A 26,319-nucleotide genomic window follows, 5' to 3' on the forward strand; every position below is an offset into this window, starting at 1 on the left:
GAAGCTAAACGAACAGCAACTCGAAAAAATTACTGCCTGCTAGCTTAAAAAATCATATTCTGCTTCTCGCATGTGTTCGGACGCCACGCGACCTATATTGCTTTGTGCAAATATTATACAATTATCCTATTAAGAAAATGACACATATCACTAATTATTGCGCCGACTTGATGGGCATTCTAAGTCCTAGCACGAAAAGCTAAACAGAAAAGGCGGCCAAAAACGACCGCCTCATCGGAACAACATGCAAACATATAAAGTTTAGAAACTAAATCATTTATAACAATATAATTAACCAAGATAACTCATGTAAATGATGATTTTTAAAAATATGCGACATGCATGCGCAAGCTAAAACTACGTTAGAACTCGATGAAGAAAAAGAACTAAAAAATAGATTTAAACATATACAAACATGTCACAATCATGAATTATTTGTAACAAATATTAAAGTAATAACCTAATGGGAAAATGACCAATATCATACATTGATGTTACACGAACAAGCATGTAAGTCGATAACTTTAAAAATCAATCAGTTAACATGATATAACATTTATAGGGAACCATGTAATGATGGTTTTTTGTAGGCTGATATCGACAGGACAATATCAATAGTTAATCCTATAATGAAAAAGGGATCAACATATCTTGTCGATCCCTTTTTTATCACTAATATTTTCTCCTAAAGTACGCGTACCAATAGTCCCTTTAGGTACTCACTTTCTGGAAATGATGCTCGAACAGGATGATCTTCTGGTTGGCAATATTGATAGATAAATTGAATTTCTTTTCCTGCATCTAGCGCTGCCCAAGCTAACACCTGTTTGTAGGTATCGATATCCATCGCTCCAGAGCAAGAAAAAGTTGCCAATAGGCCGCCCGAGTTCAAAAGCATCAGGCCCCTACGGTTTAAATCCTTGTAGGCACGCGAAGCCTTTTCTAGTGTGGATCGTGAAGGTGCATATTTCGGAGGATCCAAAATGATCAAATCAAACTTCTCGCGCTGCTCGCCCAACTCCCGAAGGTACTTGTTGACGTCGGACTGTACAGCAATATGTTTTGAAGAATCAAATCCATTCAATTGAATATTCTTCTGCAGCGTTTCGATCGCTAAAGCCGAGCTGTCAACAGAAGTGACAGAAGCGGCGCCTTCGCGAAATGCATTCAGCGTAAATCCGCCCGAATAGCAAAAACAATCTAATACGCGCTTGTCTTTAACATATTTCGAGGTGATATATCTATTGTCGCGTTGATCGCAATAGAATCCAGATTTCTGCCCTTCTACGATATTCACCTGATAATGTATTCCATTTTCAATAATGTCGACAAATGGAGGAGGCATCTCGCCCGCTAATAAGCCATTGGTATCTGCCAAGCCTTCATGCTCTCTTGATTTCAGATCGCTGCGCTCATAAACCCCTTTCGGATTTAAAAGCTGCTGCAATTCATCCACCACAATCGCCTTTACGCGTTCCATCCCAGCAGCATGCACCTGCACGGAGATATAATCCCCATATTTATCAGCAATAAGCCCCGGCAGGAAATCCGCCTCGGCAAATACTAAACGAACCGTATTATTCTTGTCGTTCAAAAGGTGAGTTCTGTTTTTGACAGCTCGCTGCAATCTATCGCGCCACCATCCTTCTGAGATCTCTTTTTGTGGATCCCACTCCAATAAACGTACTGCCACACGCGATTGCTTATTGTACATTCCATAAGCAATAAATTCATCATCATGATTATATACGGAAACGATATCACCGTTTTGAAGAGATTCAGACACTCGAGCTATGGCACCGGAGAAAATCCAAGGATGTAACTGCCAGGCCGCCTTATCCTTTCCTTTGTTGAGGATTATTTTATTCATCCCCGCAAAAGTAAATAGAATTGAAAAAAAATAAATCAGCTAAATGAAAAAAAACAGTCAAACCTTAAAGCAGTGACATCCTTTTCATAGCCTATTCAAACCCATATCAATCCCCTTTCAGAAGGGTTCTGATACGGGTTTGTATTGGGTTTGAAAGGGGTTTAAAAGGGGTTTGAGTTGTAGATTTTATATAGTAGTTAGTACTTAGACATTAGACTAACAGATATTAGACAATAGAGTATTGTCTGAACCAGGAAAGGAAGGATAAAAGGATTGACATGATATTACGCTATAGGTCTTTATACTAAGTACTAACTACTAACTACTAGATACTAACTACTACCAAAAAAATGGCGACCATCTCTAGCCGCCATACTCTAAAATCTTATGTCTAACGTCTAAAGTCTAAATCTACTAATTATTCACTAGTAGATAAGTTTTAAATGTTTTATAGTCTACCGGCATTTCGACGGCTTGCTTTTCTTTTTCTGCTAGAGAAGAAGCTCCTTCGGGCAGCGTCACATGTTGGAAAACCTCTGCTTTTATGGCTTCCGGGAATTTGCATGGATGTGCTGTAGATAGGAATACCGATGCGTATTCGCCAGGCTGTTCACTACGATAAGCTTTGGATGCGAGGTAAGCAATCGCCGTATGCGGACAAGCTACATACTTGTATTTGTGGAACAATTCTTCCATTCCTGCTAAGATTTGCTCATCGGTATAAGTGTAGGAACTAACCTTCGCTTTTAGCTGCTCGAGGTCTTGTCCAAAGAGATCCTGTATGCGGGCCCAATTGCTTGGATTACCTACATCCATCGCATTTGCGAGGGTTTGTATGGAAGGTTTAGGTTCGTATACTCCGTTTTGTAGGAAGCGTGGAACTGTATCGTTGACATTCGTTGCTGCAACGAAATGTGTAACCGGAAGTCCCATTTTATAGGCCAATAGGCCAGCACCGATATTCCCGAAGTTTCCGCTCGGTACGGTGAAAACAATTTCGTCCATTCCTTGCGATTTCAATTGCGCGTAGGTCCAGAAATAGTAAAACGTCTGCGGAATGAGGCGAGCAATATTGATTGAATTGGCCGATGTCAGTCGCAATGCATTATTCAGGTCTGGATCATTGAATGCTTCTTTTACCAGGGCTTGGCAATCATCAAAAGTACCCTCTACCTCGAGGGCGCGAATGTTTTGTCCGTTGGTGGTAAGCTGCTCTTCCTGTACTTTCGATACTTTTCCTTTAGGATACAAGATCGTCACACGAGTGCCTTCTACACCCAAAAATCCGGAGGCAACCGCACCGCCGGTATCGCCTGAGGTCGCTACCAAAACGTCGAGCAATTGATCTCCCTGCTTTGAGAAATACCCCATTACACGGCTCATGAAACGTGCCCCGAAATCTTTAAACGCATAGGACGGTCCGTGGAATAATTCCAAGACAGCTGTTTCGGCGTCAAGAAACTTAACAGGCGCTTCAAAATTGATGGCGTCGTCGACAATCGCTTTCAGGTCTGCATCGGGAATATCGCTTCCGATAAACGCCTTAGCGATGGTGAAAGCAATTTCCTGCAAGGAATACTGCTGAATATTTTTGATAAAATATGGGTCAAGCTGAGGGATAACTTCCGGCATATACAAGCCTTTATCTTGCGGTAAGGAGTTGAATACCGCCTCTTGAAAGGAAACACGAAGCGCTTTATTATTTGTACTGTAAAATTGCATAGCTATTATTTTAGGTTGATTACTTTAGGACCCGCGACATTGACGGAGGACACATATTGCAAACTCTCGATTCCGTGCGATGTTAGATGCGCTTGGATTTTATCTACGGCCTGCTGCGCTGCTTCTTTACCTCTACTAATGGCAACAACAGATGGTCCGGAGCCTGATATACCGAAGCTGAGCACGCCGCATGAAAGGGCGATTTCCTTCATTGCATAAAACTCAGGAATCAGGATTGCGCGGGTCGGCTCGATAAGCACATCATGCATGCTCCTGCTAATTAAATCGTAATCGCTTCGGTAGAGGCCGGCAACAAGCCCAGCGATATTGCCCCACTGCACGACAGCATCTTTTAAAGAAACCTTCTCTTTAATCAATTGTCTAGCATCTCTAGTCGGCACATCAACTTGAGGGAATACAATCCCCGCTACCAAATCTTCGGGCACGGGCAGACTGATCATATCCAGCGGCTCATATCCTCTAATGAGGGTAATGCCGCCCATTAATGCCGGAGCGACATTATCGGCATGTCCATGCCCGCAAGCCAGGCGTTCGCCTTCCACACAAAATGGCATTAGCTCTTCCTTGCTTAGGGGTTCGCCCAGTAGGCTATTGATCGCAAAAAGACCTGCAACCGTACTCGCGGAACTAGAACCTAAGCCACTGCCAATCGGCATATGCTTCGTTAATTCAATTTCCACCCCGATGCTGTCGCTGAGATCCAAATGCGCCAATAACATCTGAACGCAGGCACTGACAGTATTTTTTTCTGGATCTAAAGGAAGGCGTCCTTCATCGCCATGAATTGCTTTAATAGTAACCCCTGGTTTTTCGGTTCTTCGCATCAGTACCTCGTCGCCCGGGAAGTCCACTGCAAACCCGAGGATATCAAATCCGCAGATCATGTTGGCAACCGTTGCGGGAGCAAACACACGAACTTCTTGCTTTATCTTTTCAAAATCTACTTTATGTTTCTCTTCCATGATGGAATCTTGATTAGTCATCATATTCATTGCTTTATTTAGCGCCTACATTCACTAGATCGGCGAAAACGCCTCCGGCTGTCACCTCCGCACCCGCTCCAGGCCCTTTGACGACTAATGGCCTTTCTTTATAACGCTCCGTTGTGAAAGAAATGATATTATCACTTCCTGAAAGCGCATAGAATGGATGTGTTTCATCAACCATCTGTAAGCTGATCGATACTTTTCCATCTTCTAAGTTACCGATATAACGGATAACTTTCCCTTCTTTGGCGGCTTGATCTTTCAAATTGTTGAAGTAATCGTCAGACTTCAATAATTCTGTATAAAACTCATCTACGGAACTCGCTTTTAAGCAGTTTTCCGGAAGGATATTTCCTAAGTCAACGTCTGTGGACTCAATAACGTGGCCTGCGTCGCGAGCAAGGATAAGCATCTTGCGCATAAAATCTACGCCGCCTAAGTCATCGCGTGGATCAGGCTCGGTATATCCCAGCTCCTGCGCTTTCTTCACGACATCGTAGAAAGAGGCATCGCCATGGAAGTTATTGAAAATATAGGAGATGGTGCCGGATAGAATAGCCTCAATCTTCAGGATACGGTCGCCACTAAGCATCAGGTCCTTCAATACGCGTACAATCGGTAGGCCAGCTCCAACGTTGGTTTCATAAAAGAAGTCTACGCCATGCTTTCTTGCTGTTTCATGCAAGGAGCGGTACTGCGCATAATCTCCTGAATTTGCGATTTTATTGCAAGTAACGATCGAGATGTTAGATTTGAAGATCTCCTCGTAGTAGGTCGCCGGTAATTTGCTTGCGGTATTATCAATAAACACACAGTTCGGCAGATTCATAGCTTGCATCTTACTAACGAAAGTTGCTAAGTCTGCAACCTCGCCTTGCTCGTCCAGAGCTGCTTGCCATTTCGATAAATCTACGCCATCCGCGTCGAAAAGCATTCTGCGGGAGTTCGCCAAACCAACAACTTTGATTTCAATATCGTTATGATCCAATAGAAAATCGTGCTGTTCGTGTAACTGCTTGAATAACGTTGCACCGATATTGCCGGTTCCTAAATTGAACACGTGTAGTGTTTTCTTGAGCTCGGCAAAGAAGGCGTCATGAACGGCATTTAATGCTTTTGCTAAGTCCTCTTTATTAATAATAACCGATATATTGAATTCGGACGACCCTTGTGCGATCGCGCGAACATTGATACCATTTCTTCCCAAAGCATGGAAAAGGCGGCCCGACATACCCGGTGTGCGCTTCATGTTCTCTCCAACGATAGCCAGGATTGATAGGCTTTCTTCAATTACAGGCGCTGAAAGTTTATTAGCCAATAGTTCCAATTCAAACTCGGTGTTTATGAGCTTTACAGCCTTCTCTGCGTCGCTAGGATTGACTGCGAAGGTGATACTATGCTCAGACGAAGATTGTGTAATCAGGATCACATTGATTTGCTCTCTGGCCAACAAGGTGAACAGACGCCCACTAAACCCTGATTTCCCTACCATTCCGCTACCTGTCAGGTTGATTACGGATACGTCGGCGATGGAGGAAATACCTTTGATTGGGTAGGAAGACTTTCCGCTTTCAAATTGAATAACGGTTCCTGCAAGCTCTGGCTGAAATGTATTGCGGATAACAATTGGAATCTTCTTCAAGAAAGCAGGCACCATGGTCGGCGGATAGATTACTTTCGCGCCAAAGTACGACAGCTCCATGGCTTCGGTATAAGACAATACAGGCAGTGAAAAAGCCTTTTTCACGATTCTCGGATCTGCGGTCAACATTCCATTTACGTCAGTCCAGATTTCGATTGCTGATGCATTTAGAACCGATCCGAAGATTGCCGCAGTATAATCTGAACCACCGCGACCCAAGGTCGTCATACGTCCCTGCTCGTTCGACCCGATAAATCCTGTTACAAAGAGGAGTTTATCGGCGTGGGTGTGAGAAAGGGCTTGGATGAGTTGGGTGGTTAGTGGTTCGTTGAGGTGGGCATTCCCGAAATTGGAGTCTGTCTTCACATAATAGGAAGCGTTGATGTACTCAGCTTCCGGGACTTCCTGTTCCATGACTTTGGCGACAAGGTAGTTGCTGCAGCGCTCTCCAAAGGAAACAATTAGGTCTCGACTTTGATTGCTCAATTCCTTTAGCGCGGACACTCCTTGTAAAAGTTCTTCTAACTCGTTGAAAAGCAACTTTAAGCGTGTCAGAACAGGATTCTGATATTTTACAGCAATTAGTTTTTTAACCACATCGAAGTGTCTTTCTTCTAATTGCTTTAAACCTTCGTCAAACGGCTTTCCAGCTGCTGCATCTTCAGCCATCTGTGTTAACAGGTTGGTGACCCCTGACATGGCTGATAATACGACTAAAGGTTTTTCGCCAGCGTCAAAAGAAGCTTTCACTATTTTTAACACGGCCTGGATGCTCTCTACGGAACCTACGGATGTTCCGCCAAATTTTAAGATTTTCATTCTGTTCTAGCTTGTTTTAGGGTATGTTAATAAAAAAAGCCTTCCCCGAATGGAGGAAGGCTTCTAATATCTGTACTAAATTCTATACAATAGACTACTTCCTCCTAAGTTTTATCCCGGTGGTAATAATAATTGTAATAGAAATAGTATTGTTTTGCATTGTTGTTGATTATGATTTCTCAAATATATTACAATTCTTTTTAAAAAATCAAGATTTATTTAAATTATTTTAAATTCCAGATTATCGCTAGGACAATCTTTCATCGGCTTAGCGAATAAAAAAATGAACGAGTTTTTATTAAAATTCAGCAAACTGGCGATTGTTAAAAGTGTTAAAATTTTGTTAAATACATTGAAAATTGTTTTGAATTCAAGACAGTATGTATTACATTTGCTTCAGCCTGTTGAAAAAATAGACAATAATGTGAATAACTCAACAAGCTGATGGTTGTAATAAAAAAGCGATTTAATGAAAACAAAGAAACTAGTGGCAGCAATGCTTCTCATAGGCTTATGTCTAGTCTCGCAGGCACAAACCAATAGTCAAAAGTCATCTGATCCAGATAACCTAGCTAAAGAATACTTCTCTCAGATCATGGGCGTTGCGGCAAACGCAACTACAAATACCAAACTTTATCAATTTGTTTACGAATGGTTAGGAACTCCGTACCGCTTAGGTGGAGATTCTAAAAGAGGCATCGATTGTTCGAAGTTCTCCCTAGCTGTTTACGAAAATGTATTCAATACAACAATCGGATACAACAGTCGTAATCAGTACCAGAACGTAACGCCAGTTCGTAAAGGCGAGTTGGAAGCTGGAGATTTAGTATTTTTCAAAATCAGAAGCAAAAGTATTACGCATGTTGGTGTTTACTTAGGCGATGATAAATTTGCGCATGCATCTTCAAGCCGCGGTGTTATGGTTAGTAACTTAAACGAGGCGTATTGGAAAAGATATTACTACAATGGTGGCCGTCCGAAAGTTGATGATGCAAAAATCATGACGGCAGATGCTAACCCGAAAGAGAAAAGCAATTTAAATTAGACCAAACTCTTCAAATTTTATAAAAGGAATCCCAACGTAAAGACGTTGGGATTTTTTATTGTAACCCTATACGGGGCATTAGTTAATTGTTTTCGCTGAATAGAAATTAGCAAAGTTTTATTAAATTTACCGGCAACAAAAGAATAGCAATGTCATCTAAGAAAACGCTTATATTAAACAAGGAACAGATCCTTCAAAAATCAAAACGAATTGCTTATCAAATCATCGAAGATAACTTCGACGAACCTGCCATTGTATTAGTAGGAATTGCAGATAGAGGTTATGTTTTCGCGCAGCGCCTGCAGAGGTTGTTGTTAGAGATTGACCCCAGCAGATCCGTGGAATTATTGAAAGTTACGATCCAGAAGACAAAACGTAGTCTGGAGTCATCGACAGATCTACCGATTGATACAGTAAAAGATAAAGTGGTTATTCTAATTGATGATGTATTGAACAGCGGCAGAACGTTAGCTTATGGTTTAGGAGTGTTCTTGAACGTACCATTAAAGCGCATGAGAACTGCAGTGTTGATCGACCGTAGCCACCATCAGTTTCCGGTTTTCAGTGACTATTACGGATTAAAATTATCGACAATCCTCAAAGAACATGTGGAGGTATTGCTTGAAGAATATGACAATACAGAAGATGCGGCTTATTTATCATAAGCCGCATCTTTTTTTATAACATGATAGAGTAGCCTTCGCTTCTCTAGCCTTTTCCTTTGTAAATCTTTAGTTTCTGGCCAATCTTTAAATGGCTTCCTCGGATATTATTGTCCGACTTGATACGATTCACTGAAGAACCGCGATGTTTATCTGCAATATCGGATAGTGTATCACCTTTTCTTACGGTATATGAAACGAAAGTAGGATTGCTCTTCGCACTTGCCTTGGTCTTCGTAGCAGCAATAACGTTTTTAGCCATTTTGCTATCCACTCCTTTGCTTAAAATCAGATTTCTACCCGTAATACTACTTTGAGCCGAAAGTCTGTTCCAGGTCCTTATTTGCTGTACAGAGACACCATACTCCTTAGCGATACTTGCTACGGTTTCTCCGCGTTTTACTTGATGTCTTTGCTCATCATCGCTCTCTACGGATGCCAACGCTTGCATAACTTCAACGCGTTGATTGTTAAGCGCTGCATAGATCAGCGAATCCGACATGGATTCATGATAAGGAATAATAAGTCGGCGAGGCTTCGCTGCCGATCCAGACACAACTGCCCCTTTATAACCAGGATTCAACTGCTTCAATAAATCCGCGGAACAATTAAGGCCCTGCGCAACATTGCTCAAACTAACCGCTTTATCAACCATCAACACCTTATGATCGGTCATTAGATCATTCTGTTGGGGCACTAAGCCATAAAGCTCAGCGTGATTGAGGACATAGGTCATTGCAATAAATTTCGGAATATAGTTTTGCGTCTCTTTCGGCAAAAATGGAGACAGTTCCCAGTAATTTGGATTCACTAATCCAGAACGCTGAATAGCTCTCCTCACACAACCCCTTCCGCAATTATAAGATGCTAAGGCTAGCAACCAATCATTGAACTCGTCATGTGCTTCCTTCAAATAAGAAGACACAGCGTAGGTAGTTGAATAGACATCCTTACGCTCGTCGAAACCACCATCCATCGTCAGATTGTAGATCTTTGCCGTACCGTAGATAAATTGCCATGGACCAACTGCTCCTGAAGTAGAAACAGTATGAGGGTTCAGAGAAGATTCTACAACAGATAGATATTTGACTTCGTCGGGAATTCCCTGCTCGGCAAATATCTGATCGTAGATTGGGAAATAGTAATTACCCAGTCCGAGCAACTTTTCCATGTAAGGCTTGTAGTTTCTTGAAATGTACTTATCAAGATACACCTTTACCCGATCGTTGTATTCTAATGGAATTGTCTTCTGAAGACGGTTAATTCGCTGTGCGATGTTAACATCTTCTGCGGAGAAATCGGTCGTCCCTCCTGCTTTTTGTTTAACGGAATCAAGATGAGAGTAAATTAACTCGCGCTCTTTTTCCACTTGATCAATAACTTGGTTTTGAAATGAATCGTTAAACGTATGCAAGTCCGTTCGAACTTCTTGTGCCACACTTAATTTCAAAACACTTAGGCCTATTGTAACAAGAAAACTAATTTTTTTGTTCATAAGTAGATTATACTGTAAACACTTTTGGTTAGTTCTTCGCTTATCGTTGGCGAACCGAGCCACAGCTCGTAGATAACTTGAAAAAAAAGTTTCATCAAACTAGCGAATGTCAGCTTAATGAAACTCTATAAATTTCTTTAATGTACGATATTAACGTTGGTTGTTAACTGTATCATTGTTTGCAGTGTTGCTTGGATTATTTTCGGCATCAGGACCATCTTTTTGTCCTTCTTTGAATTCCTTAACACCTCTACCCAATCCACGCATCAATTCAGGAATTTTCTTTCCCCCGAATAATAATAATGCCAATACTACGATGATGATGATCTCGTTAGTACCGATAAATAATAATCCCGATGTATACATATTTCTTTAATTTACTAATCTCTCGTTTAAGTGTATCTAACAAATATAATAATTATAATGGAAAACATTGTAACTATCTTGCTATCCACGAGCTCGGATTCATATGGGTCTGGCCGCGATAAACACTCAAGTCTACATACGAATATCCAGCATCTGGATCCGAATCTGTTGTTCCGATTACCGTTCCTGTACTAATCTTTTGACCGTTACGAACCGATACTGATTTCAGGTTTGAGTAAACCGATAAATACTCACCATGTTGAACAATAACAGCAGATGATCCCATATTAATTACTCTAATGACAGTACCTTCAAATATTGATTTCACGGATGCATTATCCGCTGTGCGAATACGGATGTAATCGTAGAAGTCGCGAACACCACGTTCTACCGTAACATTACCATAGTTACGCACGATATTACCTTGACTTACCGGCCATGGAAGGCGGCCTCTGTTCGAGCTAAATCCTGCCGATAATTTGGTGGCCTCTGGCGAGTTATTCAATACAGCACTACCTGTTTTCTTTTCAATCTTCTTCTCTGCTTCAGCAACTGTAGTTCCTGACTTCTTAGCTTCCGCCTCGGCTAATCTTCTTCGGCGTTCTTCTTCCGCTTTCCGAGCTGCTTCCACTTCGCGAGCAATCGCCGACTTAATAGCTGCATCTAAACGACGTTTTTCTTGCTGTTTCTTAGTTAACTGTCCTTTAAATCCACGCTCCTCCTTAACAATCTGACTTAACTGCTGCGAGTGTGCAGCCTTATCCTTCGCAATTACATTACGTTCCGCCTGTTGTTCTTTAAGTAAGGCTTGTTGGGTTTGCTTATCGCGTTGTAGCTGAGCTAACTTCAGCTCGATTTGCTTTTTATGGCCTTCAATCTCCGAAACCTTCACCTTACGTGCATCTGTAAATTGTTGCAGATACTTCACACGCTTAAAGGCTTGATTGAAATCTTTGGAAGCGAAGATGAACATCATCTTATTGTATGAGTTCTTATTGCGGAACGCAAATAGGATCATTTTCTCATAATCCTGTCTAAGCTTCTCTAATTCGTCTTTGAGTTTATCGACTATCTTGTTGTTGGATGCGATATTGTTGTTGATGATACGAAGCTCACTATTGATGGTGCTGATTTTGTCCTCACGTAAATCTAGCTGTTTGCTTAACGCAGAAACTTCTCTTTGGGAGAGTAGTTTCTCTTGTGTTTTGGCGCTTAAAATCTTCTGAAGTTCAGCAATTTCCTTATCAAGTCGTTCTCTTTGTTTTTTTAACTCCAAGCTACTTTGACCAAACCCTACACTAACAAAAAGAAATATAGAAAATATACTTAATACGATTTTTTTAAATTCCATGAAACGCTAAATTCTTAATATCGTTTATTTTAAAACGTCCAAAAATAAGGATATACTTAATACGAAGTTAATAAAATCCTAATTTTATTTCCCATCCCTACTTCGTAATTATTTGATTTCCTTATATCTTGAAGGCACATTGAACGGCGTTTCAACAGCCGAATTAAACTCTGATTTATTGTAGAGCATATCCGCAGAAACCTTATCGCCAGCGCCCTCAATGTTTAACGTGAAACGTTGAGGAAAATTATATCCGCTAATATCTGCGAAGTCACTATACGTTGTTTCCAACTTTTGGTTCTTACCTAATTCTATCAAATTGAAAGTAAAAGGTCGATTCTTATTATTAACTCCATAATGAAAAGTCAGCCCATCCTTAATCCCGATTACTTGAACATCATCGGAACTTGTAGCGACTTGAAGCTGATCCGTTCGTAGCAGATCAACCGTCATATTTCCCACTAAAATATCTTGCAACATCCGGAAGCTCACTCCTTTATTCGTGTAATTATAGATATAGGAAAAGGGCTTAGCGATATACTCGCCTCGCAACTTATTCATAATCTTTACACTATCGGGGGTAATTAAGACGCGAGCAGCTTCGACACCCAGCAACGCTGTCACCGAAATCCAAATCGACTTATCTCTGTCCATCCGAATATTGACGGTCGCATTATGCGACTCCTCACCTACCTGCAATTTTGCTTTTGCTCGCCCGCTGAATGTGTGAAAATTCAAATTACTCAACTCGTAATTCTTCAGCAATTCCGCCTCTGTGCTTGCTCGTGGCAGGAGCTCATCTTTTTTTGCGACTCGTTTCTTGCTTGCGCAAGAAGCAATTATTAATACAGTTAATACTAAGAAACCAAGCTTAGTCCAAATATTTCTTCTCACTGATTTTCTTTTTTAATTTTTCCTTATCCACAGCGCTGCTTGCATCCGCACTGCTCAACGCCCGATCCCACTGCTTCAATGCCTCTTTGCTTTTTCCAAGCTTCATCAAAATATCGCCATAGTGTTCAAATAAAACAGCGGAAGGTTCTGAGTTCTTCATCGCACGCTCGATCCAAACCAATGCCTCTTTATAATCTCCGCGCTGAAACAAGACCCACGCATAGGTATCTTGAAAAGTGCCAGAGTTCGGTTCCAATTCATTCGCACGAGCTGCATATTCTGCGGCCATATCTAAGTTCTCTTTTCTTACAGACAAATAATATGCATAGTTGTTCATGGCCGTCACATTTGTGCTATCCCTTGCGATAGCCTCCTCGTATGCAATGTCCGACGCCGCTTCCAAATCAAGCTCATGATACAGATCCCCAAGCCCCGCATATATCATCGATTGGACAAAACCATTTTCATTCACACTTTGATCTAATGCTCCCTCCAGATATTGACGAGCTTGCTTGTTGTCCTTTTTGATAAAATGTGCCATTCCAACAAAGTAAGTCAGCACAGGGCTTCCAGGGTTATGCGTCAAAGCCTCATTCCCATGCTGGATAGCTTCATCTAGCTGATTTAAGTTCAAATCAATATTGATGAGCTTGCTCCAAGCGTCAATATGTCTAGGATTCATTCCCACCGTCGTAAGAAAAAGAGACTTCGCTTGTGTCAATTCTCCCTTTTGCCAGAGGATATCCCCTTTGAACATATGGGTATCCGGGATACGAGGATGTTTTAAGACTAACAAATTCGCTAGCTCTTGCTTCTGATCAAGCGTTAGAGTCGATTTTCCGTTCAATACAGTCATCATCACACGATGCTTATCCAAAAAGTTCACCTCTTCAGATTCAAAAGCCTTCTTCACATAATCAAATGCCAGTTTTTCTTTATTTGCCGCATTATAAGCGTCAGCTAGATCAAGATACAGCAAATCATCTTTGCTATTCTGAATTCCGCGTTCAAGGACAGCCAAAGCATCCTTGGTATTCTTCTCGTCTAAGTATATATAGCTTAAGGTGCTATATACTTGTCGGATCGGGGATTTCCTTTTATCCCAAACCTGCAACACTTGCTTCGCATCATCAGGTCGCTTCAAATCCATCAATATCTCAGCTTTCAGCACATCTAAGGTATCTGATTCGCCAAACTTAGCTTTTGTAGCCTCGTATTCATTCAGTGCATCTTCCGATTTCTTTGCCGCATGCAGCAACATGATCTTCTCGCGAAATAACTCCGGTTTATCTGTATGCTTGTCGATGACCTTATTTATTAATCCTACTGCCGAATCAAAATCACCTTCCGTCTTATAAAGTTCCATCAGATGGTTTCCGAACATGAGATTCGCAGGGTCTATCTCCACAGCACGCTCAGCAGCTGGAATAGCAACCTCGAAATTACGCGCTTGAGCAAACAGTAAGGATTTCGCGTAAAACACTTCAGCCCCCTGAGGATACTTCGCAATCGTGGCCTCGATACTATTCAGGGCATTCCCAACATCCCCTCTCTTCAATTGCGATTCGATAGAAGCGAGGCTTTCCTTATAACCAGCATCCTGCTTGATATCTTGTTGTGCAAAAGCAGATGTTCCCAACAGCACAAACAATCCCGCAATCCACATTCTACACTTAAACATTCTTCTCATTTTCTCTTTTTTATTTTTCACCTCGGGTTTTACCCAGATAGATTAGGGTAAATCAAGGTAATAAATTAATTTTAAAGAGCACAAAAATGCTGAAAAGTTTAAACCAGCACGCCTTAATTAATGTTAAATCTTGATTAAATCGAACCAATAGCCCCTAGAAAGACCATTGCAAATAGGCCGAATTTATCCGATCAGCGACAGCACCAACTGCATTAGAGCCCCCCAGCTTCCATTTGGCATTCTCCAAACCTAAACGATAACCAACTCGCATAAAATGATTCGTCCATCCCTTCGAATTCCGCTTCTTTAGCGCCAGTCCAAAATCAACAACCGGAGTAAAATGCTCCATCTCGATTACATTCCCTCGGTCCGACTGCAGCAGTCCTTCCACTTTAGCTCCCTCCTCCTTAATACGAATTCTAGCGTCTGTAGATTGCAAACCAAAGCCAACAAAAGGACTTACGATCACCTCCCCCGCCTTGATCTTATTTGTGGAAACAAACAATGCTGTGCGTCCAGTTCTAACCCTAGCTTTATCCGAAAAATTAATACTTGCCTCCAAATCCACTCCCAACAGCACCGGCCCCAAGTCGTAGCCTAAACCCAGCCCTAGGCCAAACTGAAACTTTGAGATTTCCGGATAAGCATTCGCTCGCAAAAGTTCGTTTAAATTCGACAGATTCATGTACGAAGCCTGAATCCCGAAGTATTTGTCAAGTTTGGATCTAAACTTCCAATATTTACTGTTTTGTGTAGAATCGCCCAGTTCTTGAGCGAAGGAACATTGCAATGAAGCAAAAAGCATCAACACAACGGCGAACACACTTTTAAGATTTCCTCTCATATATTTAAATCACTTGGTTTGAATGTTTCAAATATAAAATCATTGGCTCTACTTAGAAAGAATAAAAACCGATGCGAACAGAAAAAATATTAAAAACAACGATGCTTAGGAACACATTAAGGCAAAAGATATTCCCGATTGTCACAATGACTAGCTATACAGTATTTCAAGTTTTAGATTCAAAAAACACTAACTATCAGAATTTTAAAAAACGCTTTGCGATTACAATTTAAATAGTGTACCTTTGCGAACCTAATTGTAGGGATTACAATTGGATTTAAAACATTATTAATTAATTAAATAAAAGCAAGTGAATACGTTAAGTTACAAAACTGTCTCTGCTAACAAGAACACCGTTAACAAAGAATGGATCGTTGTTGACGCTGAAGGCGAGATTTTGGGGCGCTTGGCAAGCGAGATTGCGAAAGTGATCCGTGGAAAACACAAGCCAACATTTACCCCACACGTAGACTGCGGAGACAATGTTATTGTTATCAATGCAGACAAAATCAAATTGACAGGAAACAAATTAGGCGACAAAGTTTATGTTCGCTACACAGGCTACCCAGGTGGTCAGCGTTTCGTTTCTCCGAAAGAGTTAATGGCAAAACACCCTGAGCGCATCATTGAGAAAGCGGTACGCGGGATGTTACCTAAAAACCGTTTAGGACGTCAATTATTCAAAAACCTTTTTGTTTATGCAGGATCTGAGCACAAACATGAGGCACAAAATCCAAAACCAGTTAAATTCTAAGGAGATCGATTATGTCAACAACTAACACTTCAGGAAGAAGAAAAACCGCTGTTGCCCGCATCTACTTAACTGCTGGTAATGGAAATATCATTGTTAATGGAAAAGACTACAAAGTATATTTTCCAACTTTGCCTTTGCAATATGTAGCTACACAATCATTATTAGTAGCTGAGTCACTTGCAAATTTTGACATCAAAGTAAACGTTCAAGGTGGTGGAGTAAAAGGTCAAGCTGAGGCTGTACGTTTAGCGATTGCTAAAGCGTTAGTAGAGCTTAACCCAGAAGTAAAACCAGCATTACGCGCGAAAGGTTTAGTTACACGTGATGACCGTATGGTTGAGCGTAAGAAACCAGGACGTCGTAAAGCTCGTAGAAGATTCCAATTCAGTAAACGTTAATTTAAGGAGGGTCAAAAAATGGCAAGAACAACATATCAAGAATTATTGGATGCAGGTGTTCACTTTGGTCACCTTACTCGTAAGTGGGATCCGAAAATGGCTAAGTACATTTTCATGGAACGCAACGGTATTCACATCATCGATTTGAACAAAACCCTAACTAAGTTAGAGGAAGCTGCTTCAGCAATCAAACAAATCGTAAAATCTGGTCGCAAAGTATTATTCGTTGCAACTAAGAAACAAGCTAAAGAAATTATCGCTGAACAAGCGAAAGCTGTTAATATGCCTTTCGTTACAGAGCGTTGGTTAGGTGGTATGCTAACTAACTTCGCAACTGTGCGTAAGTCTATTAAGAAAATGTCGAACATCGATAAAATGCAAAAAGATGGTACATACGATGTATTATCTAAGAAAGAAAAATTGATGATTCAACGTGAGCGTATTAAGTTAGAAAACCTTTTAGGTGGTATTGCTGACTTAAACCGTTTACCTGCTGCTTTGTTCATTATCGATGTAAAGAAAGAGCACATTGCAGTAGCTGAGGCGATGAAATTAAACATCCCTACGTTTGCAATGGTAGATACAAACTCTGACCCTACAAACATCGACTTCCCTATCCCTGCGAACGATGACGCTACTAAATCTATCAGCTTAATCGCTGCTGTAATTGGTAAAGCTATCCAAGAAGGATTAGAAGAGCGCAAGCGCGATAAAGAAGAGGACGCGGAAAAAGAAGCTGCAGCAGCAAAAGCGGCAGTAGACAATGGTGAAGCTACTGAAGCGACTCCAGGAAAACGCACTCGTAAAGCAAAAGACGTAGAATAATATTCTATACTATTCCACCGGATAGACAAGTGTTGGTTTCTGGAAGTCAGCTTCCGTAAACTGCTCCTGTCTATCCGGTTTTTTTCTAAATAGGATAACCCATTTAGGAAAGAACAGCAAAATCACATAACGACCCGCTGTAAAACATTAAAAATTAACATTCTGTTGTTTTTACAACAAAAGATTGTTAACACTTCAATCGTAATTTTAACAAAAAAAATACTATGTCAGTACAAATTTCTGCATCAGATGTAAACAAACTGCGTCAACAAACTGGCGCTGGTATGATGGACTGTAAAAAAGCGTTAATCGAAGCAAATGGTGACTTCGAAGCTGCTGTAGATTACCTTCGTAAAAAAGGTGCTAAAGTTGCTGCTAGCCGTCAAGACCGCGATTCTAACGAAGGTGTGATCATTGCTAAAGCTGCTGCGGATGCTAAATCAGGTATCGTAGTAGAAGTTAACTGTGAGACTGACTTCGTAGCGAAAAACGCTGACTTCATCGCTTTCGCTGAATCAGTAGCTGAAGTTGCTTTAACTAACCAACCAGCTTCTTTAGAAGACTTAAAAGCATTAGAAATCGGTGGTGTTAAAATCGCTGACTTATTGATCGACCAAACTGGTAAAATCGGTGAGAAAATCGACGTTTCTAAATACGAGAATATTAGCGCAGAGAAAGTTGTAGCTTATATCCACGGTAACTACCGCCTAGGTGTATTAGTAGGTCTTTCTGCTGATGCTGAAGGTGCGGAAGAAGCAGGTAAAGATGTGGCTATGCAAATCGCTGCAATGAACCCTGTTGCTATCGATAAAGATGGTGTGGATTCAAAAACTATCGAACGCGAACTAGAAATCGCTAAAGAGCAAATCCGTGCAGAAGGTAAACCAGAAGAAATGGTTGAAAAAATCGCTGCTGGTAAATTGAACAAATTCTACAAAGATTCTACTTTATTGAACCAAGAGTTCGTAAAAGATTCTTCTAAAAATATTGCACAATTCTTAGACTCAGTTTCTAAAGGATTAACTGTTACTGCTTTCAAACGTATCCAATTAGGAGCATAAGTTTGACTGTAGCCATACAAAGGCTTTATTTAAATCCCGTTCGCAATCGAACGGGATTTTTTTTGATAGCTACTGTTTTCAAAGTCCGGCGGCAACTTAAATCCCTGTTGCTTTGTAATGGAAATATGAAAGTTTTTATCCATACTGCTAATTAATGACGAATGCTAAGCAAAAATTCGCTAAACTTGTTTAGAGAATGATCTTGCCATGCAATACAAACAAATCAACAACAATTCCATCAATCAGATCATGCTGATCATTATCATCATCCTGATCTGTATCTTAATTTTCACCAATCTCTATTACTACCTTCCCGGATTTCTAGGGGCTATAACGCTATACATTCTTTACCGCAGTTCCTACAATAAATTAACGGAACAACGGCGCTGGAATAAGTCGGCAACCTCGCTCCTCTTTATCCTCATCTCAATCGTATTTATCGTATTGCCAGTTTGGGCGATGGTCGATTACCTCGCACCACAAATCAGCGCACTACTCGGCAATACCGACAAAATCGTCGAACAATTTAACTTGCTCAAAGAATATATGAGCGATAAGCCACTGCTCAAAGACATCGACATGTCTGATGAGGCATTGCTAAACTCCCTGCAAAGCTTAACAAAATACCTTCCCAGTGTATTAAACTCGGTTGCTGAGGTCGCTGTGAACATATTAGTCACCTTCTTTGTGTTATTCTTTATGCAAGTACATAACAAGAAAATGGAGGCCTACATCATTCACGCAATCCCCTTCTCCTTACAAAGTAAAAACGAAATATGGACCGAGGTAAACCTGATGGTTCGCTCCAATGCCATCGGTATCCCTATTTTAGGCCTTTGTCAGGGCATCGTTGCGATGTTAGGTTACTACATCTTCGGTGTAGAGAACTTTGTGTTAATGGGCATCCTAACAGGCATCTCATCCATCGTCCCTTTTTTAGGTACCATGACTATCTATATTCCCCTTTCTTTAATTACAGTCGCCGCCGGAGACACCGGAAATGCGATCGGTATTTTTCTTTACGGATTATTATTGATCGGAAGTATCGACAATATTCTTCGTTTTACTATCCTCAAAACCCTAGGCGATGTTCCACCATTAATCACCGTCTTTGGCGTACTACTCGGCCTTAAGCTTTTCGGCATGCTCGGACTAATATTCGGCCCGCTTATCCTCTCCTCTGTAGGGGTGCTTATTAAAGTATATGCAAATGAATATGGTAAAGGGAAGAGTATTATAATTTAGATATAAGATATTAGACATTAGATTTTAGACGTTTGTGTCCTGAACCAGGAAAGGAAGGATAAAAGTATTGGCAGAATGCTCTTTCGTCTGAACCAGGAAAAAAAGGATACAAGGATTGACAGGATCCTGCTAATCCTTACATCCTTTTTTTCCTGGTTCAAAACAACCCAATTCTGCTTAATCCAAAGATTCAAAACAAGAATCCTATTCCGCCAATAGCCCGTCTACTCTAATATCTTATATCTAATGTCTTACATCTAATCTAATTGTAAGATTTCCCCCTTAATTTCCTATTTCCGTCACAATCTGTGGAAACAGTGACTTGCGTCACAATAACAGCGCATCATTATTCGTAAATTAACTGTATCACAGCTGCTAAACATAAAGAGTATATGAAACAATTAGAAAATAAAGTGGCCATCGTAACTGGGGGAGCCTCAGGTATTGGCAAGGCAATCGTCGAACTATTCGTTAAAGAAGGGGCTAAAGTGGTCGTTGCGGACTTGAATGAAAAACTGGGCGACCAATTGATCGATAGTTTAGGCGACAGCAACATCATCTTTGTAAAAGCTGATGCTTCTTCTGCGGAGGATAACAAGAAAATCGTAGATGTAGCCATCGAAAACTTTGGCGCGTTGCATATCGCAGTGAACAATGCCGGTATTGGCGGCGACTCCGCTACAGTAGGCGATCTGACTATTGAAGGATGGAAAAAAGTAATCGACATCAACCTCAATGGCGTATTCTATGGTATGCATTACCAACTTCCTGAAATAGAAAAAGTCGGCGGTAGCATCATCAATATGGCATCGATCTTAGGGCAGGTAGGATTTGCTAACTCATCAGCCTATGTTGCTGCAAAACACGGTGTTGTCGGGTTGACGAAGTCTGCAGGTTGGGAATATGCAACCAAAGGTGTAAGAGTCAATGCGATTGGTCCTGGCTTTATCTCCACGCCATTAGTGGACAATGCCCTAAATGCTGATGCTTTAAAATACCTGGAAACCCAACATGCTTTCCAACGTCTTGGACAACCAGAAGAAGTAGCCGAACTTGCGCTATGGTTAGCATCGGATAAGTCTTCCTTCGTAACTGCATCCTACTATCCGGTAGATGGTGGTTACTTAGCTAAATAAGCCCCATAATTAAGTTTATATGTTAAAGCATCCGACTTCGGTCGGGTGCTTTTTCTTTTTATTGCGGTTCAACTTTTAGAAATTAAAATAAACTGCAAAAAAATCCAGCCTCATTGGGGGATTCTCCTAAAATTCCACTCTATATCTTAAAGCGGCACACCGCAGACCAAAAAACGTAAACCAACAAGACTAGCAAAAAAATGAAAGGAGGTATCCTATAGAAATTACGTTACGAAAACGCTGATTTGTCGCAGCAAGGCAGCAACCTATTTTTGATTACCTAACTATGAAAATAAACGCTAAAAAATTATGAAAATCTCATGGAATGAAAAACCAATCCGGTTCTTCTTTAAAATCCTTACCATAATGAAATTTCTATTTTTCATTTCTGCATTTACCCTACTCTATGCAAACAATGTATTGAGCCAGCAGCTAAACTTCAAGATGAAAAACGTCAGCATAGATCAAGTGCTTCTAAAGATCAGCCAAGAAGTAAAACACGATCTAGTCTATGACTCTAAAATATTCAACGGTCAGAAGAAAGTTGATATTGATTTCAAAAACATCACCGTAAACCAAGCCTTAACGCAGCTATTCGACAAAACTCCCTATGTTTTTGAACTCAATAAAAATGTCATCGTCGTTCGTAAAGTCGTTACTAAGGCGGATCAAGCAGTAAGCAGTTCCGTCTATCAACAAAAAATAGTCGGTACGGTAAAAGATGAAGCCGGCAATCCATTATCGGCTGTAACGGTCAAAGCGACAAATAATGCAACCGCTACGACGACCGATGCCAACGGTAATTATGAAATAAACCTTCCCGCCGGAACGCAGAGTCTCCGTTTTTCTTTGCTTGGCTATGGAGATCGACAAATCGAAATCAGCTCCAGCACACGAATCGATGTCACCATGACCGCATCCGTCAGCGACATTGATGAAGTAGTCGTTGTCGGCTATGGTACGCAAAAGAAAGTAAACTTAACGGGCTCAGTAGCCCAAGTATCCAGCAAAGACCTCTTGAAACGAAATGCCTCGAACACATCCATCGCTTTACAGGGCTTGATTCCCGGAGTTTCTGTATCTACGACATCGGGTCGACCGGGTTATGATGGTGCGGGAATAAAAATACGTGGTACGGGCTCGTTAAATTCTGAAAATGGTCCCTTAGTATTGATCGATGGTGTTGAAGGCTATATGAACTTTCTAGACCCCAACAGTATCGAAAGCATTACGGTGTTAAAAGACGCCGCTTCGGCATCAATCTATGGTTCCAGAGCATCTAATGGTGTCATCTTGGTAACGACAAAACGAGGAAGAGAAGATGCACTAAGCATCAACTACAGTGGGTTTGTAGGAACGAATATGCCGACGAACTTTCCCGAACCGGTAAGCGCTATCGAATATATGGAAGCAATTAACGTGGCGCGCAAAAACAATAACCAAACGCCACAATACAGCGACGATATTATCAACATCTATAAAACACAAGGTGCTGATAACTTCAATTTCTATGATAGCAACTGGAAGGATCTGCTCGTTAGCAACAATGCGCTCACCCATAACAATTCCTTGAGTTTTTCCGGCGGATCAAAGCGCATACGTACCTTTGCCAACTTCGCCCATTACTATCAAGACGGCAATATCCCCAACAATAAATACACACGTTCTACTTTAAAGTTGAACAACGACTTTACGATGAACAGTTGGTTGCGCGGCGGAATAGATTTGAATATTCGCCAGTCTAAAGTGACGGCACCGGCGAACGATTCGCCCGAAGCATTATTCAATAAGGTGACGACCTTTGTTCCCGTGTTTTCCGCCATCAACTCCGACGGAACCTGGGGCTACGGTCAGAATGGTGACAACCCCATTGCATCAGCAAAAGCATCCGGTGTATCAACGACTACCACACCCGAGCTCGCTATTAAAGGGTTCTTGTCATTGACGCCCCTGGAAGGTTTGGAAATTTATACAAACTACAGTCAAAACCGATTGGAGAACAAAGCCGATCAATTCTTAAAACCTTACGACACCTATGAAACCGGCGTTTATAAAGTCACCTATCCGACTACCGGAAATGATAAATCCGAAAGCTGGGGACAAACGATTATCAATCAGTTCAATCTACAAGCATCCTATGAAAAAAATCTAGGTTCGCACTATTTGAAAGTATTAGGCGGTATGCAAACCGAAGAATTGCTCGGACGTTCATTCGCCGCAGGTAGAAAATTCTTTAAATATGCTGGCTTCGAAGACCTGAACAATGGCGATGTACTTTCTGCCACAAACTCCGGCTCGCACTACGAATGGGCGATGCTATCTTATTACGGTCGCTTAAATTATAACTATTTAGAACGTTATCTTCTCGAGGTAAACAGTCGCTTTGACGCTTCCACGCGTTTCAAAGGAAAGAACCAATGGGGATACTTCCCATCGGTATCTGCCGGTTGGCGTATTTCGGAAGAGCCATTCTTTCAAAATATCAAAAACAGCATCAACGACCTGAAACTCCGTGGATCCTACGGTACTTTAGGAAACCAAGCAATTGGGAGCTACTATCCTTACGCCGCAGCAATATATAGCGGACAGGGCTATTGGTTCGACTACAACCAAGGGACAGGGGTAGCACAAACGGAAGTTGCTAATGAAAATATCTCCTGGGAAAAATCACGACAGTTCAACGTAGGCTTAGATGCCCAATTATTCAATTCCCGACTCGGATTAACCGTCGATGTTTTCCGCAGAAAGACATACGATATGCTTCAACGGTTCCCGATTCCAAGTTATGTGGCATTGACTCCACCATGGGAGAACCGAGGAGATATAGAAAATAAGGGCTGGGAAGTTTCCGCAACCTGGAAAGACCAAATAAACGACTTTAATTATTCGATTACCGCAAATGTAACCGATATACGAAATAAAGCGCTAAACCTTTATGGTAATGAATACATCGATGGCATCTATACCACGAGAGAGGGCGAAGCGTTATCCTCTTTCTTCGGCTATGTTTCCGATGGGCTCTTCCAAACGCAAGAAGAAATCGACAACTCGCCGGTATATGGCACTAAGGCAAACACCAAACCTGGATATGTGCGCTATGTGGATATCAGCGGACCAGATGGGGTTCCAGATGGCGTCATCGACACCTACGACCGGACTATATTAGGTTCAAATATGCCGCGTTATGAGTATAGCTTAAACCTGTCTGCCGAATGGAAGGGCTTCGATTTAACACTCTTCTTTCAAGGGATAGGCAAGAAAGACTTGTTTTATACCGGTTCGGGCGTTCGCCCCTTCTTGGTGGGCCGATCGATGTTTAAGTATCAGTTAGATTACTGGTCGGAGGAAAATCGGGATGCTGAATTCCCTATTCTTTTGATTGATGGATCAGGCAACAACCCGAACAACATTGCTTCAGATTTCTGGATGAAGAGCGGTGCATTCATGCGGTTGAAAAACTTGACGCTGGGCTACACCTTACCAAAAGCCTGGACAGAACGTATGCAGACCAAACAATTCCGCGTATACTTCAATGCGCAGAACCTGCTTACTTTCTCCAATGCCTATGAAGGTTATGACCCGGAGAATGCATTCTCCAGCGGTAGCTTCTATCCATTGATGAAAACATTCACCTTCGGACTAAATGTTAACTTCTAAGCCTATTATGATGAAAAAGTCAACTCTATTTAAATCTATCGTCGGAGCATTTCTAGTCTCCACCACGCTTTCCTGTAAAGACTTTTTAGACCGGGAGCCAACGAGTTATTCTTCCGCAGGCTTCTACAAGTCTGAAGGCGCGGTGGAAGATGGCGTCTCGGGAATTTACGCAACGCTCAACTTCACTTTCGCAGCATCTTTACCTTTCCATATTATATATGACCATTGGACGGGTCTTGCTTTCGAACGTGCAGAAAACACGACCATTGGTGCTGGCGGATCTCTCAACCCGGAAAATGCAGTTATAGCAACCGCCTGGACCAACTTCTACAAAATGATCGATCGTTCCAACGAAGTACTTACCGGTGCGGAACCCTACCTCGAGACTTTAACAGGAAAATCAAAACAGTATCTAGCAGAAGCTAGGGTTTTACGCGCATTTGCATACAGCAATCTCCTAACGATGTACGGCAAAGTCCCGTTCTTCCAAAAACCAGTTACCCCAGAGGAATATAATGTGGAAAGAACCAATGAAGATGTCATCGTCGACTTCCTATTGGCTGATTTAGATGCTTGTCTAAATGATTTACCTTGGATAGCTGATAATCGAGGCCGTGTAGACCGAGCGGTAGCTTACGGAATAAAAGCAAGATTGGCGCTATTGGGAGGCAGTTTGAATTATGGTGGAAAAGGCGCAGCCTATTATAAAATAGCCGCCGAGTCGGCTAAAGCAGTCATCGGACAAAGACAACTCGCAGCGAAATTTGATGACCTATTCAATAAGACCGGGCAACAAAAGGCGGATGTAAGAAACGAGTCGCTTTTCGAAATCATCTATTCCGATAAGGGTATCAAAAAATCTCATTGGATTGCTTTCGGTCAGGTATCGAGAAATTATGGACAAACAGGTAGACACCCCTCGCAATTACTCGCAGATACCTACGAGTGCAAAGATGGTCTTCGGATCGACGAGTCGCCTTTGTACGACCCGAAGAAACCATGGGCTAACCGCGACCCTCGATTCCGCTCTACGCTATGGATGCATAAAGACACGGTGGAAGGCAACACAAATGGTACATCGACCGGACTCATCAAATTTGTCCTTGATCTCTATCAGCCTACCACGCAGTTCTACAATTACAACACGAAAACCTGGGCTAGCGGAACGAACGCCGATATCAACTCGGGTGCTGCATGGACCAGTTTCGCAAACGCGGGCGTAGGTTATATCTGGAAAAAATACAGCAATGAAACGGTGGAAGCCGTAGGTACGCAAACCTGTAACGCTATTATCATGCGCTATCCGGAAATCCTACTCACCTATGCAGAAGCAAAAATTGAGCTGAATGAGCTTGATGCATCGGTCTATGATGCCATCAATCAGGTTCGCAATCGGTCCAAAATGCCTAATGTTGCTGCGGATCGAATCGGTAACCAGCAAAGAATGCGTCAGCTCGTACGCCGCGAGCGTAAAGTCGAGTTCGCACTTGAGGGTTTACATTTTTCCGATATGCGCAGATGGAAAATCGGTGACCTAGAAAATGAAGGCCCATCCTATGGTTATCCGCTTCCTACTCGCGCAGCAAATGGCAGCATTCTTCAAGAAGGCTATGATTTGGTCACGCCGGACATGGTGCCTAACTTCAAGAAAACAGCACGGCATGACCTGAACGATATCGCAAATTACGATGCGTATAAATCAAAACTTAAAGTTAGAGACTTGAACCGTTTCTGGGATGATAAATTCTATCTATTCCCTATTCCGCAGCGCGAGCTTGACTTGGCGCCTGCATTAGGACAGAACAACGGTTACTAATTTCATATACGACAGAGAAA

20 protein-coding genes are annotated in these 26,319 nt (G+C 41.6%); 10 read left to right on the plus strand and 10 right to left on the minus strand.

All coding sequences use genetic code 11. The features are described from left to right. Positions 1 to 685 precede the first annotated feature (685 nt). The 4 genes from QYC40_RS14060 to thrA form a co-directional block, all read right to left on the minus strand. Positions 686 to 1,870 carry a class I SAM-dependent rRNA methyltransferase gene (locus QYC40_RS14060; RefSeq protein ID WP_301990758.1) on the minus strand — a complete coding sequence of 395 codons (1,185 nt, stop codon included), beginning with the start codon at positions 1,868 to 1,870 and terminating at the stop codon, positions 686 to 688. 414 nt (positions 1,871 to 2,284) lie between these two features. Then, positions 2,285 to 3,592, minus strand: coding sequence for a threonine synthase (gene thrC, locus QYC40_RS14065; protein WP_301990759.1), 1,308 nt, complete (start codon positions 3,590 to 3,592; stop codon positions 2,285 to 2,287). Between the two features lie 5 nt (positions 3,593 to 3,597). Beyond that, a complete protein-coding gene (locus QYC40_RS14070; RefSeq protein ID WP_301990760.1) occupies positions 3,598 to 4,599 on the minus strand; it encodes a homoserine kinase in 1,002 nt (333 codons plus the stop codon). 10 nt (positions 4,600 to 4,609) lie between these two features. Further along, the gene (gene thrA / locus QYC40_RS14075) at positions 4,610 to 7,060 is read right to left on the minus strand and encodes a bifunctional aspartate kinase/homoserine dehydrogenase I (protein ID WP_301990761.1); all 2,451 of its coding nucleotides are present in this window, start codon (positions 7,058 to 7,060) and stop codon (positions 4,610 to 4,612) included. A gap of 469 nt (positions 7,061 to 7,529) precedes the next feature. Between thrA and QYC40_RS14080 the strand changes: the two genes are divergently transcribed. Then, a complete protein-coding gene (locus QYC40_RS14080; protein ID WP_301990762.1) occupies positions 7,530 to 8,105 on the plus strand; it encodes a C40 family peptidase in 576 nt (191 codons plus the stop codon). A gap of 149 nt (positions 8,106 to 8,254) precedes the next feature. Then, the gene (locus QYC40_RS14085; protein WP_301990763.1) at positions 8,255 to 8,770 is read left to right on the plus strand and encodes a phosphoribosyltransferase family protein; all 516 of its coding nucleotides are present in this window, start codon (positions 8,255 to 8,257) and stop codon (positions 8,768 to 8,770) included. A 43-nt stretch (positions 8,771 to 8,813) separates the two neighbouring features. On the opposite strand, the gene QYC40_RS14090 is transcribed toward QYC40_RS14085, so the two are convergent. From QYC40_RS14090 to QYC40_RS14115, 6 genes are all read right to left on the minus strand, one after another. Continuing rightward, positions 8,814 to 10,262 (minus strand): lytic transglycosylase domain-containing protein, encoded by a 1,449-nt coding sequence (locus QYC40_RS14090; RefSeq protein WP_301990764.1) that lies wholly within the window; start codon positions 10,260 to 10,262, stop codon positions 8,814 to 8,816. Positions 10,263 to 10,412: 150 nt separating this feature from the next. Then, positions 10,413 to 10,628, minus strand: coding sequence for a twin-arginine translocase TatA/TatE family subunit (locus QYC40_RS14095; RefSeq protein WP_301990765.1), 216 nt, complete (start codon positions 10,626 to 10,628; stop codon positions 10,413 to 10,415). 73 nt (positions 10,629 to 10,701) lie between these two features. After that, positions 10,702 to 11,979 carry a murein hydrolase activator EnvC gene (locus tag QYC40_RS14100; protein ID WP_301990766.1) on the minus strand — a complete coding sequence of 426 codons (1,278 nt, stop codon included), beginning with the start codon at positions 11,977 to 11,979 and terminating at the stop codon, positions 10,702 to 10,704. 108 nt (positions 11,980 to 12,087) lie between these two features. After that, a complete protein-coding gene (locus QYC40_RS14105) occupies positions 12,088 to 12,873 on the minus strand; it encodes a DUF4292 domain-containing protein (protein ID WP_301990767.1) in 786 nt (261 codons plus the stop codon). Then, entirely contained in the window at positions 12,851 to 14,563 is a 1,713-nt protein-coding gene (locus QYC40_RS14110; protein ID WP_301990768.1) for a tetratricopeptide repeat protein, read from the minus strand. Before QYC40_RS14110 ends, QYC40_RS14105 begins: the two co-directional genes overlap by 23 nt. A 154-nt stretch (positions 14,564 to 14,717) precedes the next feature. Then, positions 14,718 to 15,407: a hypothetical protein gene (locus QYC40_RS14115; RefSeq protein WP_301990769.1), complete on the minus strand. Its 690-nt coding sequence runs from the start codon at positions 15,405 to 15,407 to the stop codon at positions 14,718 to 14,720. A gap of 310 nt (positions 15,408 to 15,717) precedes the next feature. On the opposite strand from QYC40_RS14115, the gene rplM reads away from it, so the two are divergent. The 8 genes from rplM (at position 15,718) to QYC40_RS14155 (ending at position 26,299) form a co-directional block, all read left to right on the plus strand. Beyond that, positions 15,718 to 16,161 (plus strand): 50S ribosomal protein L13, encoded by a 444-nt coding sequence (gene rplM, locus QYC40_RS14120; protein WP_149525068.1) that lies wholly within the window; start codon positions 15,718 to 15,720, stop codon positions 16,159 to 16,161. Positions 16,162 to 16,172: 11 nt separating this feature from the next. Beyond that, complete coding sequence (gene rpsI / locus QYC40_RS14125) at positions 16,173 to 16,559, plus strand: 30S ribosomal protein S9 (RefSeq protein ID WP_149525067.1); 387 nt, start codon at positions 16,173 to 16,175, stop codon at positions 16,557 to 16,559. Positions 16,560 to 16,577: 18 nt separating this feature from the next. Beyond that, positions 16,578 to 17,384 (plus strand): 30S ribosomal protein S2, encoded by an 807-nt coding sequence (rpsB, locus tag QYC40_RS14130; RefSeq protein ID WP_301990770.1) that lies wholly within the window; start codon positions 16,578 to 16,580, stop codon positions 17,382 to 17,384. Positions 17,385 to 17,608: 224 nt separating this feature from the next. Next, positions 17,609 to 18,445: a translation elongation factor Ts gene (gene tsf / locus QYC40_RS14135; protein WP_301990771.1), complete on the plus strand. Its 837-nt coding sequence runs from the start codon at positions 17,609 to 17,611 to the stop codon at positions 18,443 to 18,445. Positions 18,446 to 18,652: 207 nt separating this feature from the next. After that, positions 18,653 to 19,690: an AI-2E family transporter gene (locus tag QYC40_RS14140; protein ID WP_301990772.1), complete on the plus strand. Its 1,038-nt coding sequence runs from the start codon at positions 18,653 to 18,655 to the stop codon at positions 19,688 to 19,690. A 392-nt stretch (positions 19,691 to 20,082) separates the two neighbouring features. Further along, on the plus strand, positions 20,083 to 20,826 hold the full coding sequence (locus tag QYC40_RS14145; RefSeq protein ID WP_301990773.1) for an SDR family NAD(P)-dependent oxidoreductase: 744 nt from the start codon (positions 20,083 to 20,085) through the stop codon (positions 20,824 to 20,826). Between the two features lie 366 nt (positions 20,827 to 21,192). Continuing rightward, positions 21,193 to 24,483, plus strand: coding sequence for a TonB-dependent receptor (locus QYC40_RS14150; RefSeq protein ID WP_301990774.1), 3,291 nt, complete (start codon positions 21,193 to 21,195; stop codon positions 24,481 to 24,483). A gap of 10 nt (positions 24,484 to 24,493) precedes the next feature. Then, the gene (locus QYC40_RS14155; protein WP_301990775.1) at positions 24,494 to 26,299 is read left to right on the plus strand and encodes a RagB/SusD family nutrient uptake outer membrane protein; all 1,806 of its coding nucleotides are present in this window, start codon (positions 24,494 to 24,496) and stop codon (positions 26,297 to 26,299) included. Positions 26,300 to 26,319: the final 20 nt, after the last annotated feature.

This window comes from Sphingobacterium sp. BN32, from assembly GCF_030503615.1.
In the GTDB taxonomy this organism is placed as follows: domain Bacteria; phylum Bacteroidota; class Bacteroidia; order Sphingobacteriales; family Sphingobacteriaceae; genus Sphingobacterium.

Coding starts and splice junctions, on each gene's coding strand:
- QYC40_RS14060 (WP_301990758.1), bottom strand. CDS start 1,870: ATGAATAAAATAATCCTCAACAAAGGAAAGGATAAGGCGGCCTGGCAG.
- thrC (WP_301990759.1), bottom strand. CDS start 3,592: ATGCAATTTTACAGTACAAATAATAAAGCGCTTCGTGTTTCCTTTCAA.
- QYC40_RS14070 (WP_301990760.1), bottom strand. CDS start 4,599: ATGATGACTAATCAAGATTCCATCATGGAAGAGAAACATAAAGTAGAT.
- thrA (WP_301990761.1), bottom strand. CDS start 7,060: ATGAAAATCTTAAAATTTGGCGGAACATCCGTAGGTTCCGTAGAGAGC.
- QYC40_RS14080 (WP_301990762.1), top strand. CDS start 7,530: ATGAAAACAAAGAAACTAGTGGCAGCAATGCTTCTCATAGGCTTATGT.
- QYC40_RS14085 (WP_301990763.1), top strand. CDS start 8,255: ATGTCATCTAAGAAAACGCTTATATTAAACAAGGAACAGATCCTTCAA.
- QYC40_RS14090 (WP_301990764.1), bottom strand. CDS start 10,262: ATGAACAAAAAAATTAGTTTTCTTGTTACAATAGGCCTAAGTGTTTTG.
- QYC40_RS14095 (WP_301990765.1), bottom strand. CDS start 10,628: ATGTATACATCGGGATTATTATTTATCGGTACTAACGAGATCATCATC.
- QYC40_RS14100 (WP_301990766.1), bottom strand. CDS start 11,979: ATGGAATTTAAAAAAATCGTATTAAGTATATTTTCTATATTTCTTTTT.
- QYC40_RS14110 (WP_301990768.1), bottom strand. CDS start 14,563: ATGAGAAGAATGTTTAAGTGTAGAATGTGGATTGCGGGATTGTTTGTG.
- QYC40_RS14115 (WP_301990769.1), bottom strand. CDS start 15,407: ATGAGAGGAAATCTTAAAAGTGTGTTCGCCGTTGTGTTGATGCTTTTT.
- rpsI (WP_149525067.1), top strand. CDS start 16,173: ATGTCAACAACTAACACTTCAGGAAGAAGAAAAACCGCTGTTGCCCGC.
- rpsB (WP_301990770.1), top strand. CDS start 16,578: ATGGCAAGAACAACATATCAAGAATTATTGGATGCAGGTGTTCACTTT.
- tsf (WP_301990771.1), top strand. CDS start 17,609: ATGTCAGTACAAATTTCTGCATCAGATGTAAACAAACTGCGTCAACAA.
- QYC40_RS14140 (WP_301990772.1), top strand. CDS start 18,653: ATGCAATACAAACAAATCAACAACAATTCCATCAATCAGATCATGCTG.
- QYC40_RS14145 (WP_301990773.1), top strand. CDS start 20,083: ATGAAACAATTAGAAAATAAAGTGGCCATCGTAACTGGGGGAGCCTCA.
- QYC40_RS14150 (WP_301990774.1), top strand. CDS start 21,193: ATGAAATTTCTATTTTTCATTTCTGCATTTACCCTACTCTATGCAAAC.
- QYC40_RS14155 (WP_301990775.1), top strand. CDS start 24,494: ATGAAAAAGTCAACTCTATTTAAATCTATCGTCGGAGCATTTCTAGTC.